General features: G+C 72.3%; 24 protein-coding genes. 13 read left to right on the top strand and 11 right to left on the bottom strand.

The annotated features are described in order from the left end of the window. Window positions 1-13: 13 nt before the first annotated feature. Window positions 14-826: an SURF1 family cytochrome oxidase biogenesis protein gene (locus FGW37_RS07630; RefSeq protein ID WP_179080363.1), complete on the bottom strand. Its 813-nt coding sequence runs from the start codon at window positions 824-826 to the stop codon at window positions 14-16. A gap of 64 nt (window positions 827-890) precedes the next feature. After that, window positions 891-1,895, bottom strand: coding sequence for a DEDDh family exonuclease (locus tag FGW37_RS07625; protein ID WP_179080362.1), 1,005 nt, complete (start codon window positions 1,893-1,895; stop codon window positions 891-893). Window positions 1,896-2,127: 232 nt separating this feature from the next. Here FGW37_RS07625 and FGW37_RS07620 point away from each other — a divergent pair, with 232 nt between their 5' ends. Further along, window positions 2,128-3,075 carry a sterol desaturase family protein gene (locus FGW37_RS07620; RefSeq protein ID WP_179080361.1) on the top strand — a complete coding sequence of 316 codons (948 nt, stop codon included), beginning with the start codon at window positions 2,128-2,130 and terminating at the stop codon, window positions 3,073-3,075. Beyond that, window positions 3,072-3,776 (top strand): lysoplasmalogenase, encoded by a 705-nt coding sequence (locus FGW37_RS07615; protein ID WP_179080360.1) that lies wholly within the window; start codon window positions 3,072-3,074, stop codon window positions 3,774-3,776. The genes FGW37_RS07620 and FGW37_RS07615 overlap by 4 nt, the downstream gene beginning before the upstream one ends. On the opposite strand, the gene FGW37_RS07610 is transcribed toward FGW37_RS07615, so the two are convergent. Next, window positions 3,734-5,275, bottom strand: a complete 1,542-nt coding sequence (locus tag FGW37_RS07610) for a S8 family peptidase (RefSeq protein ID WP_179080359.1) — start codon at window positions 5,273-5,275, stop codon at window positions 3,734-3,736. The genes FGW37_RS07615 and FGW37_RS07610 overlap by 43 nt on opposite strands. Before the next feature lie 568 nt (window positions 5,276-5,843). Between FGW37_RS07610 and FGW37_RS07605 the strand changes: the two genes are divergently transcribed. The 3 genes from FGW37_RS07605 to moaA all read left to right on the top strand — a co-directional run bounded on the left by FGW37_RS07605 (window position 5,844) and on the right by moaA (window position 9,033). Continuing rightward, window positions 5,844-6,242 (top strand): DUF485 domain-containing protein, encoded by a 399-nt coding sequence (locus FGW37_RS07605; protein WP_246430305.1) that lies wholly within the window; start codon window positions 5,844-5,846, stop codon window positions 6,240-6,242. Beyond that, window positions 6,239-7,876 (top strand): solute symporter family protein, encoded by a 1,638-nt coding sequence (locus tag FGW37_RS07600; RefSeq protein WP_179080357.1) that lies wholly within the window; start codon window positions 6,239-6,241, stop codon window positions 7,874-7,876. The genes FGW37_RS07605 and FGW37_RS07600 overlap by 4 nt, the downstream gene beginning before the upstream one ends. A 167-nt stretch (window positions 7,877-8,043) precedes the next feature. Further along, window positions 8,044-9,033 (top strand): GTP 3',8-cyclase MoaA, encoded by a 990-nt coding sequence (gene moaA, locus FGW37_RS07595; RefSeq protein ID WP_218650575.1) that lies wholly within the window; start codon window positions 8,044-8,046, stop codon window positions 9,031-9,033. A gap of 67 nt (window positions 9,034-9,100) precedes the next feature. On the opposite strand, the gene FGW37_RS07590 is transcribed toward moaA, so the two are convergent. Together FGW37_RS07590 and FGW37_RS07585 are read right to left on the bottom strand one after the other, a co-directional pair. Further along, window positions 9,101-9,325, bottom strand: a complete 225-nt coding sequence (locus tag FGW37_RS07590) for a hypothetical protein (RefSeq protein ID WP_179080356.1) — start codon at window positions 9,323-9,325, stop codon at window positions 9,101-9,103. 214 nt (window positions 9,326-9,539) lie between these two features. Then, window positions 9,540-9,914, bottom strand: a complete 375-nt coding sequence (locus tag FGW37_RS07585) for a DUF3099 domain-containing protein (protein WP_179084566.1) — start codon at window positions 9,912-9,914, stop codon at window positions 9,540-9,542. Between the two features lie 230 nt (window positions 9,915-10,144). On the opposite strand from FGW37_RS07585, the gene FGW37_RS07580 reads away from it, so the two are divergent. Further along, the gene (locus FGW37_RS07580; protein ID WP_179080355.1) at window positions 10,145-10,432 is read left to right on the top strand and encodes a GlsB/YeaQ/YmgE family stress response membrane protein; all 288 of its coding nucleotides are present in this window, start codon (window positions 10,145-10,147) and stop codon (window positions 10,430-10,432) included. 110 nt (window positions 10,433-10,542) lie between these two features. Here the strand turns inward: FGW37_RS07580 and tyrS are convergent, their stop codons facing one another. From tyrS to FGW37_RS07565, 3 genes are all read right to left on the bottom strand, one after another. Next, window positions 10,543-11,943, bottom strand: a complete 1,401-nt coding sequence (gene tyrS, locus FGW37_RS07575) for a tyrosine--tRNA ligase (protein ID WP_179080354.1) — start codon at window positions 11,941-11,943, stop codon at window positions 10,543-10,545. A 176-nt stretch (window positions 11,944-12,119) separates the two neighbouring features. After that, the gene (locus FGW37_RS07570; protein ID WP_179080353.1) at window positions 12,120-13,511 is read right to left on the bottom strand and encodes a metallopeptidase TldD-related protein; all 1,392 of its coding nucleotides are present in this window, start codon (window positions 13,509-13,511) and stop codon (window positions 12,120-12,122) included. Beyond that, entirely contained in the window at window positions 13,508-15,031 is a 1,524-nt protein-coding gene (locus tag FGW37_RS07565) for a TldD/PmbA family protein (RefSeq protein WP_179080352.1), read from the bottom strand. Before FGW37_RS07565 ends, FGW37_RS07570 begins: the two co-directional genes overlap by 4 nt. A 287-nt stretch (window positions 15,032-15,318) precedes the next feature. Between FGW37_RS07565 and fabG the strand changes: the two genes are divergently transcribed. The 3 genes from fabG (at window position 15,319) to FGW37_RS07550 (ending at window position 17,277) form a co-directional block, all read left to right on the top strand. Beyond that, a complete protein-coding gene (fabG, locus tag FGW37_RS07560; RefSeq protein WP_179080351.1) occupies window positions 15,319-16,038 on the top strand; it encodes a 3-oxoacyl-[acyl-carrier-protein] reductase in 720 nt (239 codons plus the stop codon). 5 nt (window positions 16,039-16,043) lie between these two features. Then, entirely contained in the window at window positions 16,044-16,814 is a 771-nt protein-coding gene (gene fabI, locus FGW37_RS07555) for an enoyl-ACP reductase FabI (protein WP_179080350.1), read from the top strand. 115 nt (window positions 16,815-16,929) lie between these two features. Beyond that, on the top strand, window positions 16,930-17,277 hold the full coding sequence (locus tag FGW37_RS07550) for a hypothetical protein (protein WP_179080349.1): 348 nt from the start codon (window positions 16,930-16,932) through the stop codon (window positions 17,275-17,277). A 4-nt stretch (window positions 17,278-17,281) separates the two neighbouring features. Here the strand turns inward: FGW37_RS07550 and FGW37_RS07545 are convergent, their stop codons facing one another. Beyond that, window positions 17,282-17,965 carry a FadR/GntR family transcriptional regulator gene (locus tag FGW37_RS07545; protein WP_179080348.1) on the bottom strand — a complete coding sequence of 228 codons (684 nt, stop codon included), beginning with the start codon at window positions 17,963-17,965 and terminating at the stop codon, window positions 17,282-17,284. Between the two features lie 44 nt (window positions 17,966-18,009). On the opposite strand from FGW37_RS07545, the gene FGW37_RS07540 reads away from it, so the two are divergent. The 4 genes from FGW37_RS07540 (at window position 18,010) to FGW37_RS07530 (ending at window position 20,480) form a co-directional block, all read left to right on the top strand. Continuing rightward, window positions 18,010-19,305: an MFS transporter gene (locus FGW37_RS07540; protein WP_179080347.1), complete on the top strand. Its 1,296-nt coding sequence runs from the start codon at window positions 18,010-18,012 to the stop codon at window positions 19,303-19,305. 42 nt (window positions 19,306-19,347) lie between these two features. Next, the gene (locus tag FGW37_RS33835; protein WP_256790788.1) at window positions 19,348-19,467 is read left to right on the top strand and encodes an SGM_5486 family transporter-associated protein; all 120 of its coding nucleotides are present in this window, start codon (window positions 19,348-19,350) and stop codon (window positions 19,465-19,467) included. Window positions 19,468-19,662: 195 nt separating this feature from the next. After that, the gene (locus FGW37_RS07535; RefSeq protein ID WP_179080346.1) at window positions 19,663-19,875 is read left to right on the top strand and encodes a hypothetical protein; all 213 of its coding nucleotides are present in this window, start codon (window positions 19,663-19,665) and stop codon (window positions 19,873-19,875) included. 86 nt (window positions 19,876-19,961) lie between these two features. Next, window positions 19,962-20,480 carry a SixA phosphatase family protein gene (locus FGW37_RS07530; protein WP_179080345.1) on the top strand — a complete coding sequence of 173 codons (519 nt, stop codon included), beginning with the start codon at window positions 19,962-19,964 and terminating at the stop codon, window positions 20,478-20,480. 144 nt (window positions 20,481-20,624) lie between these two features. Here the strand turns inward: FGW37_RS07530 and serB are convergent, their stop codons facing one another. Together serB and FGW37_RS07520 are read right to left on the bottom strand one after the other, a co-directional pair. Further along, complete coding sequence (gene serB / locus FGW37_RS07525) at window positions 20,625-21,857, bottom strand: phosphoserine phosphatase SerB (RefSeq protein WP_179080344.1); 1,233 nt, start codon at window positions 21,855-21,857, stop codon at window positions 20,625-20,627. A 103-nt stretch (window positions 21,858-21,960) separates the two neighbouring features. Next, window positions 21,961-23,625: a streptophobe family protein gene (locus FGW37_RS07520; RefSeq protein WP_179080343.1), complete on the bottom strand. Its 1,665-nt coding sequence runs from the start codon at window positions 23,623-23,625 to the stop codon at window positions 21,961-21,963. Between the last annotated feature and the right edge of the window lie 204 nt (window positions 23,626-23,829).

Raw genomic sequence — 23,829 nt, 5'->3', positions numbered from 1 at the left:
CGGTGCGGGGCGGCTACTCCGAGGTGGCGGCTGTACGGGCGACCGCGGGCTGTGCGCCGGTGGTGTCCGCGGACCCGGCGGCGGCTTCGGCGGCGCGGTCGCGGCGCTCGCGGCGGACGAGGACGACCCAGCCGACCGGCACGAAGGCGGCGAACAGCCACCACTGGACGGCGTACGCCATGTGCGGGCCGATGCTGTCGTGGTCGGGTGCGGCCACGGGCTCGGGGCCCTTGTCGCCGGGGTCCGGGGCGGTGAGCTCGATGTAGCCGCCGAGGACGGGACGGTGCAGCGACTCCGCCTGACGCTCGCTGTTGATGCGCATCACCTGACGGGGCGGCAGGCCGCGGGTGTCCTTGATGCCGCTGGAGTCGGTCTCGTCGGCGCGCAGCCGGCCGGTGACGGTGACCTTGCCGGCGGGCGGGGCGGGGACCTCGGGGAACTTCGTCAGATCGCCGGTGGAGGGGATCCACCCGCGGTTGACGAGTGCGGCCCGCCCGTCCGGCAGCAGGAGGGGGGTGAGGACCATGTAGCCGGACTTGCCGTCGGCGTCGGTCCGCAGCCGGACGACGACCTCGCCCTTGGTGTCGAAGGTGCCGCTCGCGGTGACCTTGCGCCAGACGTCGCCGGAGACGTCCTTGCCGGGCTCGGACAGCTCGGTGACCGGCACGGGGTCGGCGGCGAGACTGCGGGCGACGAAGTCGTTGCGCGCGACCCGGTGCTCGTGGCGGTGGAACTGCCAGAAGCCCAGTTTGATCATCACGGGGATGAGGACGAGCCCCACGAGGGTGAGGATCACCCACTGCCGGGACAACAGGAAGCGGTACACGCATTTGACGGTACCTGGCCCGGTTTACTCCGGGGCCATCGGGTGCCCCGCCGGCGCTCCCTTCTCAGCCCTGCCGCCCCCCGGGCGCCGGGACCACGTGCGAGAGCAGCTGGACGAAGACCGCCTCGTCGATCACCGGGGTGCCGAAGGAGCGCGCCTTGGTGGTCTTGGTCGTGGGGGAGTCCGGGTCGTTGGTCACGAGCACGCTGGTGAGCCGGGAGACGCTGGTGGCGATGTGCAGCCCGGCCTCGATGGCACGGTCCTCCAGCAGCTCGCGGTCGATGGAGGTGTCGCCCGAGAAGGCCACCCGCATGCCCTGGATGAGCTGTTCGCCCTCTTTGTACCGCCCGGGGTTGGGATACGGGCAGGCGGGACGCTTCCGGCTGGGTCGCCAGCTGTTCGATGAGCTGTATGAGCGTTGATGCCCGATATGCCCCGAGGTGCGGGAGGGTGTGGGGCTGTCGGACCACTCCGTCAGGGGCTGGCAGGCGAGCAGCGGAAGCCGCAGATCGGCCCCGGCCGCCAGGTGCAGGCTCGGCCGGAACGCCTCGGCCAGCACACGGGCGTCGTCGAGCGCGTGGTGGGCGCGCTGCTGCACGACGCCGTAGTGCGCCGCGAGCGACTCCAGCTTGTGGTTGGGCAGCGGCAGCTGCAGCTCCTTGGAGAGCGCGATCGTGCACAGCCGCTGCCGCACGGGCGCGGTCGCCCGCGCACGGGCGTACTCCCGGGCGATCATCGACCAGTCGAAGGCGGCGTTGTGCGCCACCAGGACCCGGCCCTCCAGCCGCTTCGCGAACTCGTCCGCGATCTCGGAGAACAGCGGCGCGCCGGACAGGACGGCGGTCGTCAGGCCGTGGATCCACACGGGCCCGGGGTCGCGCTCGGGGTTGACCAGCGTGTACCAGTGGTCCTCGACCTGCCCGCGGGCGTCCAGCTGGTAGACCGCCGCCGACACTATCCGGTCGTCCCGCGCGAGCCCGGTGGTCTCCACGTCGACGACCGCATACCCCTCGGGATACGCGGCCGGCCACGGAGTGGGAGTGTCGGCGGTGGTCTGGTCTTCGAGCATGGTCACAGAGAATACGGGGGCGTACTGACAGTGAGGCGAGCGGGCGGTGCGGCGATGAGGGGCGGGGAGGGTGCCGGGCCCGCTCCGGCCGCACCGCGAGGTGCCCGGGTGAGAAGACGGCCACGCCATTGACGGGCCTTGCCTCCGTAGGCCGAACCTCAGGTAACACAATTCGATACCGAAGGGTAACTACCCCTAGCGGCACGGGTGATGACGTGCCTATCGTGCGCCCATGCCGCACCTTCCCGATGTCGTGCTGTGGTCCATACCCGCCTTCCTCCTGCTCACCGTGCTGGAGCTGGTGAGCTACCGGCTGCATCCCGCCGAGGAGACGGGTGACGCGGGCTACGAGGCCAAGGACGCGGCGACCAGCATCGGAATGGGCGTCGGCAGTCTCGTCTTCGACGCGCTGTGGAAGATTCCGATCGTCGCCGTCTACACCGCGCTCTACGAGCTCACGCCGCTGCGCATTCCCGTGCTGTGGTGGACGCTCCCGCTGATGCTCCTGGCGCAGGACTTCTTCTACTACTGGTCGCACCGCGGGCACCACGTCATCAGGATCCTGTGGGCCTGCCACGTGGTGCACCACTCCAGCCGGAAGTTCAACCTCACCACCGCGCTGCGCCAGCCCTGGACCACGCTGACCGTGTGGCCCTTCTACCTGCCGATGATCGCCGTCGGCGTGCACCCGGCCGCGCTGGCCTTCTGCTCGTCCGCCAACCTCGTCTACCAGTTCTGGGTGCACACCGAGCGGGTGCGCAAGCTGCCCCGGCCCTTCGAGTACGTCCTGAACACGGCCTCCCACCACCGGGTCCACCACGCCTCGCAGGGCGGCTACCTGGACCGCAACTACGGCGGGATCCTCATCGTCTGGGACCGGCTCTTCGGGTCCTTCGTCCCCGAGGGCGAGCGGCCCGTCTACGGGCTGACCAAGAACATCGACACCTACAACCCGCTGCGCGTGGCCACCCACGAGTACGCCGCCATCGCCCGCGACCTGCGCGCGGCGCGTGACTGGCGGGAGCGGCTGGGGCGGGTGTTCCGGGGGCCGGGCTGGCAGCCGGCTGCCGGGCGGGAAGCGACGGACGCCGGGCGGGAGACGACGGGCGCCGGGCGGGAGGCGACGGCTGCCGGGACCCCGGCCGCCGAAACCGCCCCCGCCCACGAGCAGGCCGCGTGAGGCCCACCCGCGCCCTGCCCGTCCTCTTCGCCGCCGTCGCCGTCGCGCACCTGGCCGCCCTGCCGGCCGGGTCCGCGGTCGCGCTCGTCACCAAGCCCGCCCTGATGCCCCTGCTCGCGGCATGCGTCCTCGTGCGCGGCGGGCCCCGGCTGCTCGTCGTGGCGCTGCTGTTCGGATGCGGGGGCGACACGCTCCTGCAGATCGGCGGCGACGTGCCGTTCCTGCTCGGCATGGCGTCCTTCGCCGCCGGGCACGCCTGCTACCTCGTGCTGTGCTCGCGGCACGGCACCCCCGGCGGTGCCCGCACCCGCCGGCTGGCCGCCGGCTACGGGGCGGCCTGGCTCGCCACCGTCGTGCTGCTGTGGCCCGATCTGGAAGCCGGGCTGCGCGTGCCCGTCGCGCTCTACAGCCTGCTGCTCGTCACGATGGCGCTGTACGCGACCCGCACCCTGCCGCTCGCCGCGGCGGGCGGTGCGCTGTTCGTCGTGTCGGACACCCTGATCGCCACCGGCGTCGCCGACTGGCCCCAGGCGCCCGCCGCCCAGTTCTGGATCATGCTCACCTACCTCGGCGCGCAGCTCCTGCTCGCCGAGGGACTCCTCCGCAGTGCGGAACGGGCCGGACGCACGCCCGGCCCCTCCACCGACGAGCGCGAGCGTCAGCGCACCGCGTCCAGGGCGTCGACGATGCCGAAGCCGTAGAAGCCGTTGACGTTCTTGTTGCCGGTGCAGACGGCGTCGACCTTGCCGTCGCCGTCACCGTCGTAGGGGCCCGACGGGCAGCCGGGGTTGTCGGCCTGCGCCTTGAGGAGCCACTGGATCTCCTGCGGGGACGACTTGGGGTGCGCGCTCTTCAGCAGCGCCGCCACGCCGGCCACGTGCGGGCCGGCCATCGAGGTGCCCTGGAGGTAGCCCCAGTCGCCGCCGGGCAGCGTGGAGAGGATGCGGCCGTCCTTGGCGGGCAGGTCCGGGACCTGGTACTTGTCGCCGCCGGGGGCCGCCACGTCGACCTGGTTCAGACCGTAGTTGGAGTAGTAGGCCTTCGCCGACTTCACACCGGTCGACGAGACGGTGACCACGCCGGGCAGCTGGGCAGGGACGTCGAGGCAGACGGACGGGTCGATCTTGCGGTTCTGGGCCGGCCTGCCGCGGTCGTTGGGGCTGGAGGTGTCGGTGATCTCCTTGGCGGCCAGGTCGAAGTTGGAGTTGCCGGCCGAGGCGACGTTGACGGTGCCCTTGTCCTGGGCGTACTTCGTGGCGCGGGCGACCGACTCGGATATCGCCTTCTGGTCGGGGTCGTCCGCGCAGTTGAACAGCCACGGGTCGACGTAGTAGCTGTTGTTCGTCACCGCTATGTCGTGCTCGGCGGCGAAGACGAACGCGCAGACCACGCTCTCGGCGTAGAAGAAGCTGCTCTTGTTCGACACCTTGATGCCCGAGACCTTGACGTTCGGGGCGACGCCCGCGACGCCGACGCCGTTGCGGGCCGCGGCTATCGTCCCGGCGACGTGCGTGCCGTGGTAGTCCTCCGCCGGGTCGTACGGCCGCCACGCGCCGGGGCTGATGTCCGCCTTGCCGGTGACGCAGCTCGCCGACTGGCTCCGGGAGAAGTTGGGGGCGAGGTCCGGGTGGGTGTCGTCCACACCGGTGTCGATGACGCCGACGGTGACCTTGCGGCTGCCCGGGTTGATCTTCGCGGCCCGGTCGGCCTTGATGGCGGGGAGGTCCCACTGCAGGTCCTCCAGCGGCTCGGCGCCGCCGGCCTGCTGCCGGGCGGCCGCCGCCGCGCTGCTCCTGGGCAGCTTCACCTTCTCGGGCTTGCCGACGTCGGTGGTGCCGGCCGGGGCGATCGGCGCGGTGCGGGTGGCGCCCGCCGACTGCACGCCGGGGACCGCGCGCAGCGCCGCGGCGAAGCCGGGGTTCTTGGAGTGGGCGACGATCACGCCTATCTGCCCGTAGGCGGCCACGATGCTGCCGTCGGCCCCGGTGACGGCCTTCTTCACCTTGGCGAGGGTGGCGCGGTCGGTGGCGGTGTTCACCACGTACGACAGGAGGGGGCCGTCCGTGGCGGTCGTCTCCGCCCGGGGCCCGGGCTGCGGGGCGGCGGCGGCCACTCCGGGCAGGAGGCCGAGCGAGGCGGTGAGGGCGAGACCGACGGGGACGGCCAGCAGGGCGTGCCGTCTTGAACGCAGAGGAGCCATGGGTTCTCCACATCATCCGAAAACCGCCGGAGCGCAGGTCGCGCGCGGGCGGGTACATGACGAGTGAAGCTAGCGCCGATCATGGCACCGGGCAATGCATTCCGGAACAAACGCCCTGAGCGGCCATGACCCGGCAACAAATGGCGCAGAGCCGGGGGGAGTTCGGAACGACTCCCTCCGGGGAACCCCCCGGGAGGGGGTCGTGTCAGGACGTGAGATCGCTGTCGCGCAGCCCGTCGATGCTCAGCGGCGGAAGCGGCACCCGCGGCCCGTACCACCGCCCCGCTCTCGGCGGCGGGACGGACCGGCCGGTCGTCACCGCCGCTATGGGCGCCGTCAACCTGACGATCCCGAACGGTCGTCGACCGGGGGACGGCGGGGTGGGAGGAGGCGCATCGCTCACACCAGGGTCAACGACACCGCGGGCGGGCGGTGTCGCCCCCGGCGGCAGCTGCTGCCCGATTCCGCACCTTCCCCCTGTCGCATACTGCGACCTGCCTCTACGATGCGTGATCCGGATCACAAGCCATCGGCTCGCGCCTCACACCCCCCTTTGTCAGGAGAGACCGTGGACACCGCACCAACCACCACACAGGGGCCGGACGAGCCCGACGGCCCGTCGACCACCGCAGCCGCCCCGCCCGCGGCCGGGAACGATCGTTTCAGCACACTGCAGTCGAGCGCCGAGTTCGGGGAACTGCGCCGCGCGCAGCGCTCGTTCGCCTTTCCGCTCACCATCGCCTTCGTCTCCTGGTACTTGCTGTACGTCCTGCTCTCGAACTACGCCGGCGATTTCATGGGCACCACGGTCCTGGGCAACATCAACGTGGCGTTCGTCCTCGGGCTGGCCCAGTTCCTCACCACCTTCCTGATCGCCTGGTGGTACTCGCGGCACGCGGCCGCGAAGCTCGATCCCAAGGCCGAGGCCCTGCGGGCCCGTCTGGAAGCGGAGGAACGAGCGGCATGACCAGTGCCCTGCAGTCGGGCCTCCCCCTCGCGGCAGGCGCCGCGGGCGAGCACCGCACCCTGATCATCACGCTCTTCTCCGTCTTCGTCGCCGCCACCCTCGCCATCACCGTCTGGGCCGGCCGGCAGACCAAGGACGCCACCGACTTCTACGCCGGCGGCCGCTCCTTCACCGGCTTCCAGAACGGCCTCGCCATCTCCGGCGACTACATGTCCGCCGCGTCCTTCCTCGGCATCGCCGGCGCCATCGCCCTCTTCGGCTACGACGGATTCCTCTACTCCATCGGCTTCCTCGTCGCCTGGCTGGTCGCCCTGCTGCTCGTCGCCGAACCGCTGCGCAACTCCGGCCGCTTCACCATGGCCGACGCGCTCGCCTACCGGCTCAAGCAGCGCCCCGTACGCACCGCCGCCGGCACCTCCACCATCGTCGTCTCGATCTTCTACCTGCTCGCGCAGATGATCGGCGCGGGCGCGCTCGTGGCGCTGCTGCTCGGGGCCTCGGGCGAGAGCTCGCGGCGCTGGATCATCGCCCTGGTCGGCCTGGTGATGGTCCTCTACGTGACCATCGGCGGGATGAAGGGCACCACGTGGGTGCAGATCGTCAAGGCGGTCCTGCTCATCCTGGGCACCCTGCTCATCACCGTCCTCGTGCTCAACAAGGTCGGCTGGAACATCTCCACCCTGCTCGGGCGCGCCGCCGAGGAGAGCGGCAAGGGCAAGGCCTTCCTCGAACCGGGCCTGCAGTACGGCAAGGACGGCACCACCAAGCTCAACTTCATCTCGCTCGGCCTCGCCCTCGTCCTGGGCACCGCCGGCCTGCCGCACATCCTCATCCGCTTCTACACCGTGCCCACCGCCAAGGCCGCCCGCAAGTCCGTGAACTGGGCCATCGGCATCATCGGCGCCTTCTACCTGATGACCATCGCCCTGGGCTTCGGCGCCGCCGCCCTCGTCGGCTCGAAGTCCATCACCGCCTCGGACCCCTCGGGGAACACCGCGGCCCCGCTGCTCGCCCGGGAGGTCGGCGGCGGCGCCGGATCCACCGGCGGCGCGGTCCTCCTCGCCGTGATCTCCGCCGTCGCCTTCGCGACGATCCTCGCGGTGGTCGCGGGCCTCACGCTCGCCTCCTCGGCCTCCTTCGCGCACGACCTGTGGGCCAACGTCATCCGCAAGGGAAAGACCAGCGAGAAGGAGGAACTCCGCACCGCCAAGTGCGCCGCCGTCGTCATCGGCGCGGTCGCCATCCTGCTGAGCATCTTCGCCCACCGGCTCAACGCCGCCGCCGTCGTGGCCCTCGCCTTCGCCGTCGCGGCCTCCGCCAACCTCCCCACGATCCTCTACAGCCTCTTCTGGAAGCGCTTCACCACCCGCGGAGCCCTGTGGTCGATCTACGGAGGGCTGATCTCCTCCGTCGGCCTCGTGATCTTCTCCCCGGTCGTCTCCGGCAACGAGAAGGCGCTCTTCCCCGGGATGAGCTTCGACTTCTTCCCGCTCGGCAACCCCGGCCTGGTCTCCATCCCGCTCGGCTTCCTGCTGGGCTGGCTCGGCTCGCTGCTCTCCCGGCCGCAGCCGGAGGCGGACGCGAAGTACGCCGAGCTCGAGGTCCGCTCCCTCACGGGCTACGGCGCACACTGACGCCGCACCGCCGCGGCGCCGGACGGGCCGGTGAGCCCGTCCGGCGTCCGGCGCCCGCCGACCCGCGTCCGTGAAGACCCGCGTCCGTGAAGACCCACCGTCACCGGCCATCACGTACGCTGCGGACAGCGAACGAACGTTCAAGCCCAGTCCGCCGGAGGCGCAGCGTGCTCATCGACACCTACGGTCGCATCGCCACCGACCTCCGTGTCTCCCTGACCGACCGCTGCAACCTGCGCTGCACCTACTGCATGCCCGAAGAGGGCCTCCAGTGGCTCGCCAAGCCGGACCTGCTCACCGACGACGAGATCGTCCGCCTGGTCCGCATCGCCGTGACCTCCCTCGGCGTCACCGAGGTCCGCTTCACCGGCGGCGAGCCCCTGCTGCGCCCCGGCCTCGTCTCCCTCGTCGAGCGCTGCGCCGCCCTGCGGCCGCGCCCCCGGATCTCCCTCACCACCAACGGCATCGGCCTCGCGCGCACCGCGACGGCCCTGGCCGACGCCGGCCTCGACCGGGTCAACGTCTCCCTCGACACCCTGCGCCCCGACGTCTTCCAGAAGCTGACCCGCCGCAAGCGCCACCAGGACGTCCTCGACGGCCTCGCCGCCGCCCGCGCCGCCGGCCTCGCACCCGTCAAGATCAACGCCGTGCTGATGCCCGGCCTCAACGACGACGAGGCCCCCGACCTGCTGGCCTGGGCCCTCGGCCACGGCTACGAACTGCGCTTCATCGAGCAGATGCCGCTCGACGCCCAGCACGGCTGGCGCCGCGACGGGATGATCACCGCGGCGGACATCCTGGCGAGCCTGGCCACCCGCTTCGACCTCACCCCCGAAGGCGCCGACGAGCGCGGCGCCGCCCCCGCCGAACGCTGGCTCGTCGACGGCGGGCCCGGCCGCGTAGGCGTCATCGCCTCCGTCACCCGCCCCTTCTGCGGCGCCTGCGACCGCACCCGCCTCACCGCCGACGGACAGATCCGCAACTGCCTGTTCGCGCGCGAGGAGTCCGACCTGCGCGCGGCGCTGCGCTCCGGGGCCACGGACGAGGAGATAGCCGGGCGATGGAAGCAGGCGACGCACGGGAAGAAGGCGGGGTCGGGCCTGGACGACCCGTCCTTCCTGCAGCCGCAGCGGCCCATGTCGGCGATCGGGGGCTGAGCTCCTGAGCACCGTCGGGGGCTGAGCTCCTGAGCTCCTGAGCCCCGCCGGGGCCCGGCACCGCGTGCTACGGGCGAGGAGAGGCCTCCCACTCCGCCAGCGTCACCACGTCCTTCAGAAAGCCCCGCAGGCCGAGGAAGTTGGACAGGTGCTCACGGTGCTCGTCGCACGCGAGCCACGTCTTGCGGCGGTCGGGGGTGTGCAGCTTGGGGTTGTTCCACGCCAGCACCCATACGGCGGGGGCGCGGCAGCCCTTGGCGGAACAGATCACGGTGTCATCGGGGGAATTCACACCCCTGACTCTACGAACCGCGTGCAGACACGGCGACGCCGGGCAGCCACGGGGGGAGCCGCCCGGCGTCGGTCTGTCGCTCCGACGGGGGATGCGGAGCGCTTAGGAAGTATGTCACGGGGTGCCCGGCGCGCGGCACTGAAACCACATGATTGATCTGAGGTTTTCTTGAGCTTTGCCGAACGTGCCACCACCCGCCGCGCCCCGCGGGGCATCAGCCGTGGTCACGCCCTTGATCGCCCTCGGGGCCACGGGGGGCTTCCGGGACGGATTCCGCCCCCTCCTCGGCCGGACCGGGCATCAGCACCGGCCGCGTCGGTGCCGGTACGAACGTCCCGGGGAGCGAAGGGGCGTTCTCCCGGCCCGCGTTGGCGATCACGACCGCCACGTAGGGCAGCAGGGCACCCAGGATCAGCGTGCCCACCGCCACATAGCGCTCGACGTTCCACAGCACCACGGTGAGCACCACCGACAGGGTGCGGATCATCATCGAGATGACGTAGCGGCGCTGGCGGCCGCGCACATCCTCGGCCAGCCCCTGACGGGCGCCGGTGATCCTGAAGACCGCCGTCCCGCCCTGCTTCCGCATCACGTTCCACCACCTGATCCACCGTGCCTGCACGCCCTGAAGCGGGACACCCTCCACGTTACGCCGCGTGGCCGCCGGGTACGAGAGCGGGTCCCGCGCCGTCCCCGCTCCGACCTGCGGCTGCGTACGCCACAGCCGCATCGCGGCGGAGGGACGGCTCCGGCGTGCGCCGTACGGACAGTGGCCTCAGAATGGCGGGGCACGGCACATCGCGCCGCTGAGGAGGCGACATGAGCTGGTTGTGGGCCATCATCGTCGGACTTGTCCTGGGCCTGATCGCCAAGGCGATCCTGCCGGGCAAACAACAGGTCCCCCTCTGGTTGACGATCATCCTGGGCATGATCGGCGGCCTGCTCGGCAACTGGGCCGCCGCCGGCCTCGGCATCGACGAGACCAAGGGCGTCGACTGGGGCCGGCACCTGCTGCAACTGGCGGGTGCGGTCCTCGTGGTCGGCATCGGCGACCGTCTGTGGGTCGCGGTACGCGGCAACAGGAGCGGCGGGAGACACGCGGCGTAACGTACCTGGATGTCTCCGCGCCCGGACGCACAAACGCCTCGGGGCGGCCCGTGCGCAGCTCGCGCACGGGCCGCCCCGGGCCTTCAGTCAGTCCCCGGCGGCGAAAGCCACTACCGCAGCTCGGCGATCTTCCGGCCCGCCTTGAGGTAGACCCGGCCGGCCCCGGCGATCTCGGCGACCGTCTCCGCCACGACCTCGCCCAGCGGGCGGATCGCATCGGCCTCGGCCAGCACGACGGCCTCCTGGCCGCCGTCCGTCTCGACCACCAGGCGCAGGCCGTTCTGCTTGGCGACCCGGCGGGCCGCCGAAGCGGACGGCTGGAAGCCCAGGACCTGGCTCAGCACGGCCGTCGCCGGCGAGGCGCCGTGCTCCGAGAGCTCCACCACGGGCGTCTCCACGTCGGAGAAGCTCTTCTTCGAGAACTGTGCGACGAATCCGCCCCGGGCCGCCATCGCCGCCTCGATCCCGTACAGCGCGGCCACGACCTCGCCCGCGAGGATCTTCTTGAGGTCCATCGGGTGCAGCGAGCGCTCCTCGACCCGGGACAGCGCGAGGGCGATCTCCTCGTCCGTCCACTCGGTCCAGGCCTTCAGGTACGGCTCCATCAGCCGGTCCGGCACCGACATGATCTTGCCGAAGACGTCGTCGGCCGGAGCCGACAGGCCCACGTAGTTGCCCTTGGACTTGGACATCTTCGCGCCCGTGCCGTCCGTGCCCTCGATCAGCGGCATGGTGACGACGAGCTGCGGCCGCTGGCCCTTCAGCTCCATGAGCTTGCGGCCCATCTGCAGGTTCAGCAGCTGGTCGGCGCCGCCCAGCTCGACGTCGCAGTCCAGCGCGACCGAGTCCAGGCCCTGGGCGATCGGGTACAGCAGCTCCGACATCGTCAGGCCCGACCCGGCCGCCAGCCGGTTGCGGAAGTCCTCGCGCTGCAGCAGCTGCGAGACCGGCACCTGCGAGAGCAGGCCGAGCAGCTCCGGGAAGGTGTACGGGGCCAGCCAGGTGCTGTTCTGGACGAACGTGACCTTCTCGAAGTCGAAGAACGGGCGGACCTGCTCGCGGTAGCCCGCGAGATTCCTCGCGATGTCCTCGTCGGTCAGCGGCGGACGCTCGGCCGTGCGGCCCGTCGGGTCGCCGATCTTGGCCGTGAAGTCACCGATGAGGAGGGTGACGTCGTGGCCCATGCGCTGGAAGCGGCTGAGGATGATCATCGGCACGGCGTGGCCCAGGTGGACGTCGGCCGCCGTCGGGTCGATGCCCAGCTTGAGCTGCAGGCCCTTGCCCGCCGCCCGCCGCTCCTCGATGCGCTCGGCCAGCTTGTCCACGCCCGGCAGCACCTCGACGGTGCGGGCGGCGATCAGCTCGGCCTGCTCCTTCGCCGACAGATCCGTCAGATCGAGATAGCGCCGCGAGCCCGTCTCCTGGAGCAGCCGCTGGACGGTCTGGTCGGAGGAGAGGTCCTGCGCGAGGAGCTCACCTGCGCGGGCGACGGATTCGCCGAGGCGTGTCATGACATTCCTGGGGATCGATGGGACGGATGAGAAACGGACGGAGAAGAAAGACGGAGAAGAAATAGGGACGCATACGGAAGACGTATGCGAGCGGAGGACAGGTGGACGCGGACCAGTCTATTCGGCCCGGTGCCGCGCCCCTGCTGTCACACCCCCTGCTGTCACACCCCTCGCTGTCACACGCCCCGGCTGACGGAGCTCATGTTGAAGTCCGGCACGCGCAGGGCGGGCATCGCGGCCCGGGTGAAGTAGTCGCCCCACTCGCGCGGCAGCGTCGGCTCGGTGCGGCCCGCCTCGGTGGCGCGCGAGAGCACCGACACCGGGGACTCGTTGAAGCGGAAGTTGTTGACCTCGCCGACGACCTCGCCGTTCTCCACGAGATAGACGCCGTCCCGGGTCAGCCCCGTCAGCAGCAGCGACGCCGGGTCCACCTCGCGGATGTACCACAGGGAGGTCAGAAGCAGGCCTCGCTCGGTGGCCGCGACCATCTCGTCGAGCGTGCCGGTGCCCCCCGCGTCCAGGATGAGGTTGTCCACGAGCGGGGCGACCGGCAGGTCCGTGAGCCCGGCGCTGTGCCGCGTCGTGACCAGGTGCTCCAGCACGCCGTCACGGATCCAGTCCGTCGGACCGAGCGGCAGGCCGTTGTCGAAGACCGACGCGTCGTCCCCCGAGCTGGTCGTGAGCACGAACGGCGCGCACTCCAGGCCCGCGGCGTGCGGGTCGCTGCGCAGCGTCAGCGGCAGCGGGGACAGCTTCTCGCCGACCCGGGTGCCGCCGCCGGCCTTCGAGAAGACCGTCCGGCCCTCGGCGGCGTCACGGGCGGCCGCCGACCACATCTGGTAGACGAGCAGGTCGGCGACGGCGGTCGGCGGCAGCAGCGTCTCGTACCGCCCGGCCGGCAGCTCGACCTTCCGCTCGGCCCACGCGAGGCGCTGCGCCAGCTCGGCGTCCAGGGCCTGCGGGTCGACGTCGGTGAAGTCGCGCGTGGCCCGGCCCGCCCAGGCGGAACGGGTGCCGTCCGGCGACTTGGCGTTGAGCTCCAGGGACCCCGTCGGCTGGTCGTGGCGCAGCCGCAGCCCGGTGGACGTGCCGAGGTAGTACGAGGAGACCTCGTGGAGGGCGAAGCCGTACAGCTCGCGGCCCTGCGACCGGGCACCGGCGAAGGACTCGCCGAGCGCGGGCGCGAAGCCGTCGAAGACCGCGGAGGAGGTCTCGGCGGGCGGGGCGGTGAAGTCGGGGGAGTGCGGCACCCCCGACACCAGCGGCTGGGCGTCCTCGGCCGGCCCCGCCTCGCGCGCGGCGGCCTCGGCGGCCCGCACCAGCGGCTCCAGCTCCGCGGCCGTGACGGCCGACCGCGAGACGACGCCCGAGGCGGTGCCCTCGGCGCCGTCCACCGTGGCGATCACGGTGACGGTGCGGCCGCGGGTGACGCCGTTGGTGGTGAGCGCGTTGCGCGCCCAGCGGAGGTTGGCGGTGGAACGCTCGCCGGCGATGACCATGCAGCCGTCGGCGCGGGACAGCTCCAGGGCGCGCTCGACGATCTCGTGCGGCTGGTGACGAGGGCTCACTGACCGGCCTCCTCAGTGGTGTTCAGGATGTTCACGTTCTCGAAGAGGGCCGAGGGGCAGCCGTGCGAGACGGCCGCGACCTGCCCGGGCTGGGCCTTGCCGCAGTTGAACGCGCCGCCCAGGACATACGTCTGCGGTCCGCCGACGGCCGTCATCGAACCCCAGAAGTCGGTGGTCGTCGCCTGGTACGCGACATCGCGCAACTGCCCGGCCAGCCGCCCGTTCTCGATCCGGTAGAACCGCTGCCCGGTGAATTGAAAGTTGTACCTCTGCATGTCGATCGACCACGAGCGGTCGCCGACCACGTAGACCCCGCGCTCGACGCCGGAGATCATCTCCTCGGTCGACGGCCCGCCGGGCGCCGGCTGCAGGGAGACGTTGGCCATCCGCTGGACCGGCACGTGGGAGGGGGAGTCGGCGAACGCGCAGCCGTTGGAGCGCTCGAAGCCGGTCAGCCTGGCGATGCGGCGGTCCAGCTGGTAGCCGACCAGGATGCCGTCCTTGACGAGGTCCCAGGACTGGGCCTCGACGCCCTCGTCGTCGTAGCCGGTGGTCGCGAGGCCGTGCTCGGCGGTCCGATCGCCGGTGACGTTCATCAGCTCCGAGCCGTACTTCAGCGAGCCCAGCTGGTCGAAGGTCGCGAAGGACGTGCCCGCGTACGCGGCCTCGTAGCCCAGCGCGCGGTCCAGCTCGGTGGCGTGGCCGATCGACTCGTGGATCGTCAGCCACAGGTTGGACGGGTCGACCACCAGGTCGTACGAGCCGGCCTCGACGCTCGGCGCGCGCATCTTCTCCGCCAGCAGCGCCGGGATCTCCGCCAGCTCGGCGTCCCAGTCCCAGCCGGTGCCCGTCAGGTACTCCCAGCCGCGGCCGGCCGGGGGAGCGATGGTGCGCATCGCGTCGAAGCCGCCGGTGGCGGGGTCGACCGCGACCGCCGTCAGCTGCGGGTGCAGCCGGACGCGCTGCTGGGTGGTGGTCGTGCCCGCCGAGTCGGCGTAGAACTTGTTCTCCTGGACGGTCAGCAGCGAGGCGTCCGCGTGCGCCACCCCGTCAGCCGCCAGCAGCCGCGAGCTCCAGTCCGCGAGCAGCTCGCTCTTCTCGGCGTCCGGCACGTCGAAGGGGTTGATCTCGTAGGACGACACCCAGGTCCGCTCGGCGTGCACCGGCTCGTCCGCCAGCTCCACCCTCTCGTCCGAGCCGGCCGCCGCGATCACCTTCGCCGACAGCCGCGCCATCGCCACGGCCTGCCCCGCCACCCGCGCCGCCGCGTCCATCGTCATCTCGACGCCCGCCGCGAAGCCCCAGCTCCCGCCGTGCACCACCCGCACCGCATACCCCAGGTCCGTGGTGTCGGAGGTCCCGGCCGGCCGGGCGTCCCTCAGCCGCCAGGAGGCGCTGCGCACCCGCTCCAGGCGGAAGTCCGCGTGGTCGGCCCCCAGCGCCCGGGCGCGCGCGAGAGCCGCGTCGGCGAGTTGCCGCAGCGGCAGCGCGAGGAACGACTCGTCGATTTCATGTGGCACGGATGGCCTCCCCTAGGCATGCGATGTCTCCCGAGGACGCAGTGAATCACGCCCCGCCGCCCATGGTCCCGGGCTTTTGTGCAGTTCAGGGGCAGATCGGGGAACGCGCCCCACACGGGTCCGCAGGGGCCTCGCAGCTCCGCTTTCTGTAGGGACCCCACAGGGTCCGCCATGCGCTCCTGTTAGGGGCGGGCTGCACGTCAGAGGCCTCGGCCCGATAGTTTTCGTACGGTACAGACGACCAATGGCAGCCAGCTGGCAGCTACACGTGAAGGAAGGGTGGTCCTTTGAGCCGCTCGGTTCTGGTCACCGGAGGAAACCGGGGCATCGGCCTGTCCATCGCCCGCGCCTTCGCGGAGGCGGGCGACAAGGTCGCCTTCACCTACCGCTCGGGAGAGCCGCCGGCCGCCCTCCTGGAGCTGGGGTGCCTCCCCGTGAAGTGCGACATCACGGACCCCGAGCAGGTCGAGCAGGCCTACAAGGAGATCGAGGAGAAGCAGGGCGCGGTCGAGGTGCTGGTGGCCAACGCCGGCGTCACCCGCGACCAGCTGCTCCTGCGCATGTCCGAGGACGACTTCACCTCCGTCCTCGACACCAACCTCACCGGCACCTTCCGGGTCGTCAAGCGGGCCTCGAAGGGCATGCTGCGCGCCCGCAAGGGCCGCATCGTGCTGATCTCCTCCGTGGTGGGCCTGCTGGGCTCCGCGGGCCAGGCCAACTACGCCGCCTCCAAGGCCGGCCTGGTGGGCTTCGCCCGCTCGATCGCCCGTGAGCTGGGCTCCCGGAACATCACCTGCAACGTCGTCGCCCCCGGCTTCGTCGACACCGACATGACCCGCGTGCTCAGCGACGAGCAGCGCGAGGGCATCACCAAGCAGGTTCCGCTCGCGCGCTACGCGCAGCCCGAGGAGATCGCCGCCTCGGTCCGCTTCCTCGCCTCCGACGAGGCCGCATACATCACTGGAGCCGTCATTCCTGTCGACGGCGGATTGGGCATGGGTCACTGAACGTCATGAGTGGAATCCTTGCAGGCAAGCGCATCCTGGTCACCGGCGTCCTCACCGAGTCGTCGATCGCCTTCCAGGCCGCCAAGGTCGCCCAGAACGAGGGCGCCGAGGTCATCCTGACCGGCTTCGGCCGGCTCTCCCTGGTCGAGCGGATCGCCAAGCGGCTGCCGAAGCCCGCGCCGGTCATCGAGCTGGACGTCACCAACCAGGAGCACCTCGACGGCCTGGCCGACAAGGTGCGCGAGCACCTCGGCGAGGGCGTGGCCCTCGACGGCATCGTGCACTCCATCGCCTTCGGCCCGCAGGGCGCCTTCACCTTCCTCGATGCCACCTGGGAGGACGTCTCCACGGCCGTCCAGGTCTCCGCGTACTCCTACAAGTCGCTGGCCATGGCCCTGCTCCCGCTGATGCGCGAGGGCGGCTCGATCGTCGGTCTGACCTTCGACGCGCAGATCGCCTGGCCGAAGTACGACTGGATGGGCGTGGCCAAGGCCGCTCTCGAGGGCACCAACCGCTACCTCGCCCGCGACTTCGGTCCCAAGGGCATCCGCTGCAACCTGGTCTCCGCCGGTCCGATCAAGTCGATGGCCGCCAAGTCCATCCCGGGCTTCGAGGAGCTCGCGGACGTGTGGAACCACCGCGCCCCCATCGGCTGGGACCTGGCCGACCCGGAGCCGGCGGGCCGCGGCGTCGTCGGCCTGCTGTCGGACTTCTTCCCCCGCACCACGGGCGAGATCGTGCACGTCGACGGTGGCGTGCACATGATGGGCGCCTGAGCCCCGAAGCGCATCCCCGGTGCCCGTTCCGCTACGCCGGAACGGGCACCGGCCGTTTCCGGCTCGTGCGCCGGAGCTCGTCCCCCCACACTGAAGGGCGGGAGGAGGTACGCGCATGAGCCCCCCGCTCCGCCGCACCGCGGCCCTGCTGTTCGCCGCCGCGGCCCTGGCCGGCTCGACGGCCCCGGTGTCCCCGGCGGCGGCCGCCGCCCAGGCCGCTCCGCCCGTCCCGCGGCACGCCGAGTGCCGCACGCGCGTCCACGGCTCCCACGCCACCACCCACTGCTTCAACGGCAACGCCACCACCGACCGCGTTCAGCTGCACATCGAGTGCGTGCGCTGGTGGGACCCGGACATGGACACGGCTCAGGCCGTCGTCGGCCCCGCCGGGCACGTCGCCCTCGCCCAGCGCTGCTGGCTCGGCATACGCCACGCCTGGGTGACCCACCGGCCGGCCGCCTGAGCGGTCAGCGGGCCACGCCCCGGCAGCCGAACGGACCGAACGGATGCGCGCTCGCCTCCGCCCCCGCGGTCTCCTCGTCGCCGTCCGCGATGGCCGCGACCAGCCGCCCGTGGTCGGCGAGCTCTTCGGGCCGCATCGCGCTCCCCACGAATGCCCGCAGGAACTGGCGCATCACCCCGCCCAGGTCCGCGTACACCTCGGACATCACTTCGTTGTGCGCGGCGGAGACGACCGCGGTGTGCAGCGTGGCGTCCGCCTCCACGAACCGCTCGGCGTCCCCCGAGCGCCACGCCTCCTCGCGCCGCTCCAGCAGCGCGGCCAGCTGCACCAGGTCCTGCTCGGTGCGCCGGCGGGCCGCGAGCCGGGCCGCCGAGGCCTCCAGGGCGCAGCGCAGCTCGGCCACGTCCATCGGGTCGGCGTCGGCGAAGCGGCGGTGCATCACGCCGGCCAGCTCGCTCGTGGCTATGACGTACGTGCCCGATCCCTGCCGGATGTCCAGCAGGCCGTTGTGCGCGAGCGCCCGTACGGCCTCGCGCACGGTGTTGCGCGCGACGCCGAGCTGCTCGACCAGCTCCGGCTCGGTGGGGATGCGCGAGCCGACGGGCCACTCACCGGACGTGATCTGGCTGCGCAGCCCGGCGATGACCTGGTCGACGAGGCGGGAGCGCTTGGGCGAGTTCAGTGGCATCGACAGTCTCCATTCATCCTATGATTCTATCTATGATGCCTGTCATGGCATCCACGGCAGACGAAGACCTGAGAGCGGCCGAGACCGCCGCCGCAGCCGACCCCGCCGGCTCGAGGCAGGCCCCCGCGCCTGCGGGGGAGGGCGCTCCGGGTCACGCCTGGGCGGCCCGGCTCCTGGTCGCCGGCCTGGTCCTCGCCGCGCTCAACCTCCGCCCCGCCGTGACGAGCCTGGGCTCGCTGCTGAAGGAGGTCCGCGCGGACCTCGGCATGAGCGGCACCGTGGCGGGCCTGCTGACGTCCGTGCCCGCGTTCTGCTTCGCGGTCTTCGGCCTCGCCGCGCCCCGGCTGGCCCGCCGCTTCGGCCCCGCGGCCGTCGTCTGCGCCGGCATGGCGGCGATAGCCGCCGGTCTCGCCCTGCGGCCGTACGCGGGCGGCGTCCCCGGTTTCCTCGCCCTGAGCGTGCTCGCGCTCGCGGGCATCGCCGTCAGCAACGTCCTGATGCCCCTGGCCGTCAGACGCTGGTTCCCCGACCGGGTCGGCCCGATGACCGGCCTGTACTCCATGGCCATCGCCGCGGGTGCCGCGGCCGCCGCCGCCGGCACCGTGCCGCTCGCCGGGGCGATGGGCCACAGCTGGCGCCTCGGCCTCGGCTCGTGGGCGCTGCTCGCCGCCGCGGCCGGGCTCCTGTGGCTGGTGGCCGCCCGCCGCGGCCGTACGGACGGCGGCGCCGCCCCCGCGGCCGCCGCCCAGGACGCTCCCCGCACCAGCATCACGCGCAGCCCCACCGCGTGGGCGCTCGGCATCTTCTTCGGCATCCAGGCGACCGGCGCCTACATCGTCATGGGCTGGATGCCGGCGATCTTCCGCGACGCCGGGGTGTCCGCCTCCACCGCGGGCATCCTGAGCGCCGTCACGATGCTGACCGGCATCCCCCTGGCCTTCGCGCTGCCGCGCCTCGCCGCCCGCCTGCCCCACCAGGGCGTCCTCGTCATCGCCCTGGCCTGCTTCGGGCTCGCGGGGTACGCGGGGCTGTGGCTGGCCCCGGCCGCGGGCGCCTGGGCCTGGGCCGTGCTGCTCGGCGTGTCCAACAGCGCCTTCACGCTCGCCCTGACGCTGATCGGCATGCGCGCCCGCACGGGCGGGGGCGTGGTGCGGCTGTCGGCGTTCGCCCAGAGCACCGGCTATCTGATCTCCATCCCCGGCCCGCTGCTGGTGGGCTGGCTCAACGAGCGCACGGGCGGCTGGGACGTGCCGCTCGCGCTCATGGCGGCGCTGATGGTGCCTCAGGTCGTGGCGGGCGTGCTGGCCGGGCGCGCCCGCACCGTGGAGGACGAGCTCTGACCCGGACGCGGCCGCCGGGGCGCGGGGTGGGAGACTGGCCGCATGCAGCCTGTGCTCGATCCCAATCCCAAGAACGGCCAGAAGACCCTGCTGACGATCCTCGGCGCGATGCTGGGCATCACGGTCGTCATCTCGGTCATCGCGACGGTCTTCTCCCCCTGAACCCTGCCCCCGGGCCCTGACTCCGGGCCCCTTCCGGTCCGCCTCCAGGCGATGGTGGGGCTAACCCCCCGTCCCCTAGGGGGGACAGGTCAGGGGCAAGTGGGTGGTCCACCGGATGGGAGCGGGGCGCCATTCTCCGTAGGTTCGTAGTACACCGCGACGGGGCGGTGCACCGAACCACTCGGAGGCGATCCCATGCCCGCCGGTACGAAAGCCCGGACTCCCGGCACCGTGCAGACGCGGCTGCCCTGGTGGGCCCTCGCGCTCGCCGCCGTGGCGTTCACCGTCTTCTGCGCCCTGCCCGTCGCTCCCGCCACCGCGGACTCCGGTCCGGATCCCGCCGCCTCGGGCACCGTCGCCCGCGTGGTCGCCTTCGTCCGGCTCGCGCTGGGCGAGGAAGCCCCGTGAGGGCAGGCGGGGCGCGTGCGCCGCTTCGGGTGCAACCCTTTCAACACCCCGCGCCTCGCCGTGGGTTTCATGCGAAGCTGGACGGCATGAGCTCCGAATCGACCCGCAGGATCGTCGTTTTCCGGCACGCCAAAGCCGAATGGTCCGACGTCGACGACCACGAACGTCCGCTCGCGGACCGCGGCCGCAAGGACGCCCCGGTCGCAGGCCGCTGGCTCGCCGGTTCCGGCATCAACCCCGACCTGGCCATGTGCTCCACCTCCGCCCGCACCCGCGAGACCTGGAAGCTCGCCGTCCCCGAGCTGTCCGAGCGCCCCCGGACGGTCTACGAGGAGCGGATGTACGAGGCCTCGCTCGGCGAGCTGATCGCCCTGCTCAACGAGGTCTCCGACGAGGTCCAGGACCTCGTCATGATCGGGCACAACCCCGGCATGCACGCCCTGGCCGACGCCCTCGCCGGCGAGTCCGAGGGCGATCTGCTGCCGCGGATGAACCGCGCCGGGTTCCCCACCTCCGCCATCGCCGTGCTCGCCTTCACCGGATCGTGGAAGGCCGTCGAGCACGGCGTCGGCAAGCTGGTCGCCTTCTGGGCGCCCCACGCCTAGCGCCCGTCCGGCGGATGAGATGCGTGCACCGATCCCCGGCCGTCGCTCATTCCGCCGGACCCTCACCGGCGTGGTGCCTCCGTCGTGGTGCCTCGCCGTGGCGGCGAGCCTTCCCGCTGCCGGAGCTGCCGGAGCTGCCGGAGCCTACTCGTGGGTGTTCGCCGCCTCGACCTCTTCGCGGGTGACGCCCAGCAGGTAGAGCACCGTGTCCAGGAACGGGACGTTCACCGCCGTGTGCGCCGCCTGGCGCACCACCGGCTTGGCGTTGAAGGCCACGCCCAGCCCCGCGGCGTTGAGCATGTCGAGGTCGTTCGCGCCGTCTCCGATGGCCACGGTCTGCGCCAGCGGCACGCCCGCCTCGGCGGCGAACCGCCGCAGTAGCCGGGCCTTGCCCGCCCGGTCCACGATCTCCCCGGTCACCCGCCCGGTCAGCCGGCCGTCGACGATCTCCAGGGTGTTCGCCGAGGCGAAGTCCAGCCCGAGCCGCTCCTGCAGGTCGTCCGTGACCTGGGTGAACCCGCCCGAGACCACGCCCACCTGGTAGCCGAGCCGCTTGAGCGTGCGGATCAGCGTCCGGGCGCCCGGCGTCAGCCGCACCTCCGCCCGCACCTTGTCCACGACGGACTCGTCCAGCCCCGCCAGCAGCGCCACCCGGGCGTGCAGGGACTCCTCGAAGTCCAGCTCGCCGCGCATCGCCCGCGCGGTCACCTCCGCGACCTCGGCCTCGCAGCCCGCGTGCGCCGCGAACAGCTCGATGACCTCGTCCTGGATCAGCGTGGAGTCGACGTCCATCACGATCAGCCGCTGGGCCCGCCGCTGCAGGCCCGCCGCCACGACCGCCACGTCGACCCCGCGCACCGCGGCCTCCAGGGCCAGCGCCGTCCGCAGGGCCTCCGTCTCCACGCCGGACACCGCGAACTCAACTGCCGTCACCGGATACTTGGCGAGCCGGAAGATCCGGTCGATGTTGCCGCCCGTGCCGGTGATCCGCGCCGCGATGGCGGCCGTCGACTCGGCGGTGAGCGGATGGCCCAGCACCGTGACGTGGGAACGCCCCGTGCCGCGCGGGCGGTTGTCGCCCCGGCCCGAGATGATCTCGGCCTGCAGCCGCATCGACTCGGCCCAGCTGTGCACCGTCGCCCGCAGCTCGCCCTCGGCGTTCCCGCCCCCCTCCGGCGCCGTGACCAGCGCGCACAGGGTGATCCGGCCCCGGGTGACGACCTGCTCGATGTCGACGACGTCCACGGCGTACGCGGCGAGCGTGTCGAACAGTCCGGCGGTGATGCCCGGCCGGTCCTTCCCGAAGATCTTGACGAGGAGGGTCGGCTCGTCGTCGGCGGGGACGGGGGTGACAGGCGAGGTCTGCGATGCGCTCATGGTCCTCTTACCGTATCGGGCCCCGCGCCGGATACGCACAGGTGTCCCGGCTAGCACTCGGCGAAGACATGCCCAAGGCGCGGCCTACACCGCGTGAACGCCGTCAGCGGCGCCGCGGCGGGGGCCCGGGCGGCGGAGGCGGAGGCTCCTCCGGCGGCGGCGCCCCGTAGCGGTATCCGCTGCCCCGGGGCCGGCGGGGCGGCGGCAGCGGCCGGCCCGTCTGCGTCGGCGCGCTGGAGCGGTCGTCGAAGGGCGGGCGCTTGTACGGGTTGGTGTCGTCCCGCGCGGGACGCCTGTACGGGTTGGAGTCGTCCTGCCCGCGCCGCCCCGGCGGGGGACCGTACGGGCCGGGCGGCGCCGCCGCGGCCGGGTGGGCCGCAGCGGCCGCCTCCGGGCGCCCGAAGATCACCGCCCGCCGCCCCGCCGTGCCGGTCGCCCACGCGAGGAGACCCCCCACCGCCCCGGCGGCGGCACCCCACGCGGCGCCCAGCGCCGCCGCCATCGCCGCATTGCCGCGCAGCTCCAGGCCCGCCCCGAAGGCGTCGAAACCCAGCACCGACAGGCTCGCGTCCGCCTTCACCCGCGTCGCGAGCACCAGCAGCGGCAGGGCCAGGGCGGTCGCCACCCCCAGCGCCACGGCGCAGCGCGCGGCGAACGCCGTCGCCCCCAGCCCCTCCCGCGGCGCGCGGACCGCGGTGAGCACCCCGACGCCCAGCATCATCAGCACACAGGCCACGGCCAGCAGCCACACCGTGCTGTCGAGCTCGGCCAGCCGCCCCAGCGTGACCGCCTCCTCGGCCCGCGCGCTCAGCAGCTCGTCCAGCGGGGAGGGCAGCACCTTGGTCAGCGCGCCCGTGGCCGTGCCGCGCCAGGAGACGAACAGCCCCAGCGGCACCGCGAGGAAGACCCCGTTCGGTGCCCCGAGCAGTGCGGCACCGAAGATCCGCTTCGGCTGGCCGTCGCCGGCCGCCGCGTACGCCGCGGCGGCCAGGCCCGCCGCCACCGCGAGGACCAGCACTGCGCACAGCGCCGAGACCGCGGGACGCACGCCCCGGTGCAGCGCCTGCAGGCCGCGGGGGAGCGGCGCCCGGCGCGCGCCCAGGACCGCGATCAGCAGGATGCCCAGGACCCAGACCGCGCCCCCGAACAGCGAGGGACCCGTCCGCACGCTGAAGCCGACGGCGGCCTTGGCGTCGGCCAGGCCGGCGAGCCGGTCCGGCAGCCCGCCCGCGATGTCCCCGACGTCGCCGATGCCCGGGATCACCAGCTTGGGGCCGCCTCCGCCTCCATCCTCGCCTCCGCCGAGGCCCAGGCCGCTCCCGTCGATGGTGATCGAATCCTCCCCGGCCCAGGCGAGGCCGCCGAGCAGGAGCAGGAAGAGCACGATCACCGCGCCGGCCCGCGCGGCGAGCTCTCCGGCGCCGATCGTGGCACCGGCACGGCGCAACGATCGCGCAAAGATCATTCCCAGCAACAGGGCGCCCGTCAGGCTCACTCCCAGTGGCGCGATTTCGATGGCGGTGTGCGCCCCGGCGCCCTTCAGGCCGAATGCTTCAATATCCCCCGAAGGCGTGAGTGATCCACCTACGGCGAGCACGACGACGGCCGCGGTCATCGGCCCCAGCGCGCCCGCCGTATCCGCGCCGAGCAGGTGCAGCCCGAGCGCCGCAATCCCCGCCATGGCCAGAAAAGACCAGCTCACAGCCGCAATCGACGTCAGCAACAGCTCCGCCGGACGCACCCCGCGCCCGCCCCCGTCCACGGTCATCACGGCCCCCCGCGCCGGTCTGCAGCCGGGCTATTGCCCGGATGCGCATGATCCGTACGTATCCATGGCGGTAACCACTCTCAGGGTATGTTTCGGATCGGTCAACGGCGCCTGTTACACGGTCGCGGCAATCCCCGACTTTCGGTTCGGGGACTGTGCCTGAAATAGTTCCTCCCGATGTTCGCCATCCCTAGACTCCCTGAT

Source organism: Streptomyces rectiverticillatus, from assembly GCF_013394065.1.
Lineage (GTDB): Bacteria > Actinomycetota > Actinomycetes > Streptomycetales > Streptomycetaceae > Streptomyces > Streptomyces rectiverticillatus.
The sequence above is the reverse complement of the archived record's forward strand: the minus strand, read 5'-3'. Positions and strand labels throughout refer to the sequence as shown.

What these genes read in the sequence shown, in the direction of transcription:
- FGW37_RS07585 (WP_179084566.1), bottom strand. Translation starts at nt 9,914, where the DNA reads ATGCGGAAGCAGGGCGGGACGGCGGTCTTCAGGATCACCGGCGCCCGT.
- tyrS (WP_179080354.1), bottom strand. Translation starts at nt 11,943, where the DNA reads ATGACACGCCTCGGCGAATCCGTCGCCCGCGCAGGTGAGCTCCTCGCG.
- FGW37_RS07550 (WP_179080349.1), top strand. Translation starts at nt 16,930, where the DNA reads ATGAGCCCCCCGCTCCGCCGCACCGCGGCCCTGCTGTTCGCCGCCGCG.
- FGW37_RS07530 (WP_179080345.1), top strand. Translation starts at nt 19,962, where the DNA reads ATGAGCTCCGAATCGACCCGCAGGATCGTCGTTTTCCGGCACGCCAAA.
- FGW37_RS07610 (WP_179080359.1), bottom strand. Translation starts at nt 5,275, where the DNA reads ATGGCTCCTCTGCGTTCAAGACGGCACGCCCTGCTGGCCGTCCCCGTC.
- FGW37_RS07545 (WP_179080348.1), bottom strand. Translation starts at nt 17,965, where the DNA reads ATGCCACTGAACTCGCCCAAGCGCTCCCGCCTCGTCGACCAGGTCATC.
- serB (WP_179080344.1), bottom strand. Translation starts at nt 21,857, where the DNA reads ATGAGCGCATCGCAGACCTCGCCTGTCACCCCCGTCCCCGCCGACGAC.
- FGW37_RS07600 (WP_179080357.1), top strand. Translation starts at nt 6,239, where the DNA reads ATGACCAGTGCCCTGCAGTCGGGCCTCCCCCTCGCGGCAGGCGCCGCG.
- FGW37_RS07535 (WP_179080346.1), top strand. Translation starts at nt 19,663, where the DNA reads ATGCCCGCCGGTACGAAAGCCCGGACTCCCGGCACCGTGCAGACGCGG.
- FGW37_RS07620 (WP_179080361.1), top strand. Translation starts at nt 2,128, where the DNA reads ATGCCGCACCTTCCCGATGTCGTGCTGTGGTCCATACCCGCCTTCCTC.
- fabI (WP_179080350.1), top strand. Translation starts at nt 16,044, where the DNA reads ATGAGTGGAATCCTTGCAGGCAAGCGCATCCTGGTCACCGGCGTCCTC.
- FGW37_RS07580 (WP_179080355.1), top strand. Translation starts at nt 10,145, where the DNA reads ATGAGCTGGTTGTGGGCCATCATCGTCGGACTTGTCCTGGGCCTGATC.
- FGW37_RS07625 (WP_179080362.1), bottom strand. Translation starts at nt 1,895, where the DNA reads ATGCTCGAAGACCAGACCACCGCCGACACTCCCACTCCGTGGCCGGCC.
- FGW37_RS07520 (WP_179080343.1), bottom strand. Translation starts at nt 23,625, where the DNA reads ATGACCGTGGACGGGGGCGGGCGCGGGGTGCGTCCGGCGGAGCTGTTG.
- FGW37_RS07540 (WP_179080347.1), top strand. Translation starts at nt 18,010, where the DNA reads ATGGCATCCACGGCAGACGAAGACCTGAGAGCGGCCGAGACCGCCGCC.
- FGW37_RS33835 (WP_256790788.1), top strand. Translation starts at nt 19,348, where the DNA reads ATGCAGCCTGTGCTCGATCCCAATCCCAAGAACGGCCAGAAGACCCTG.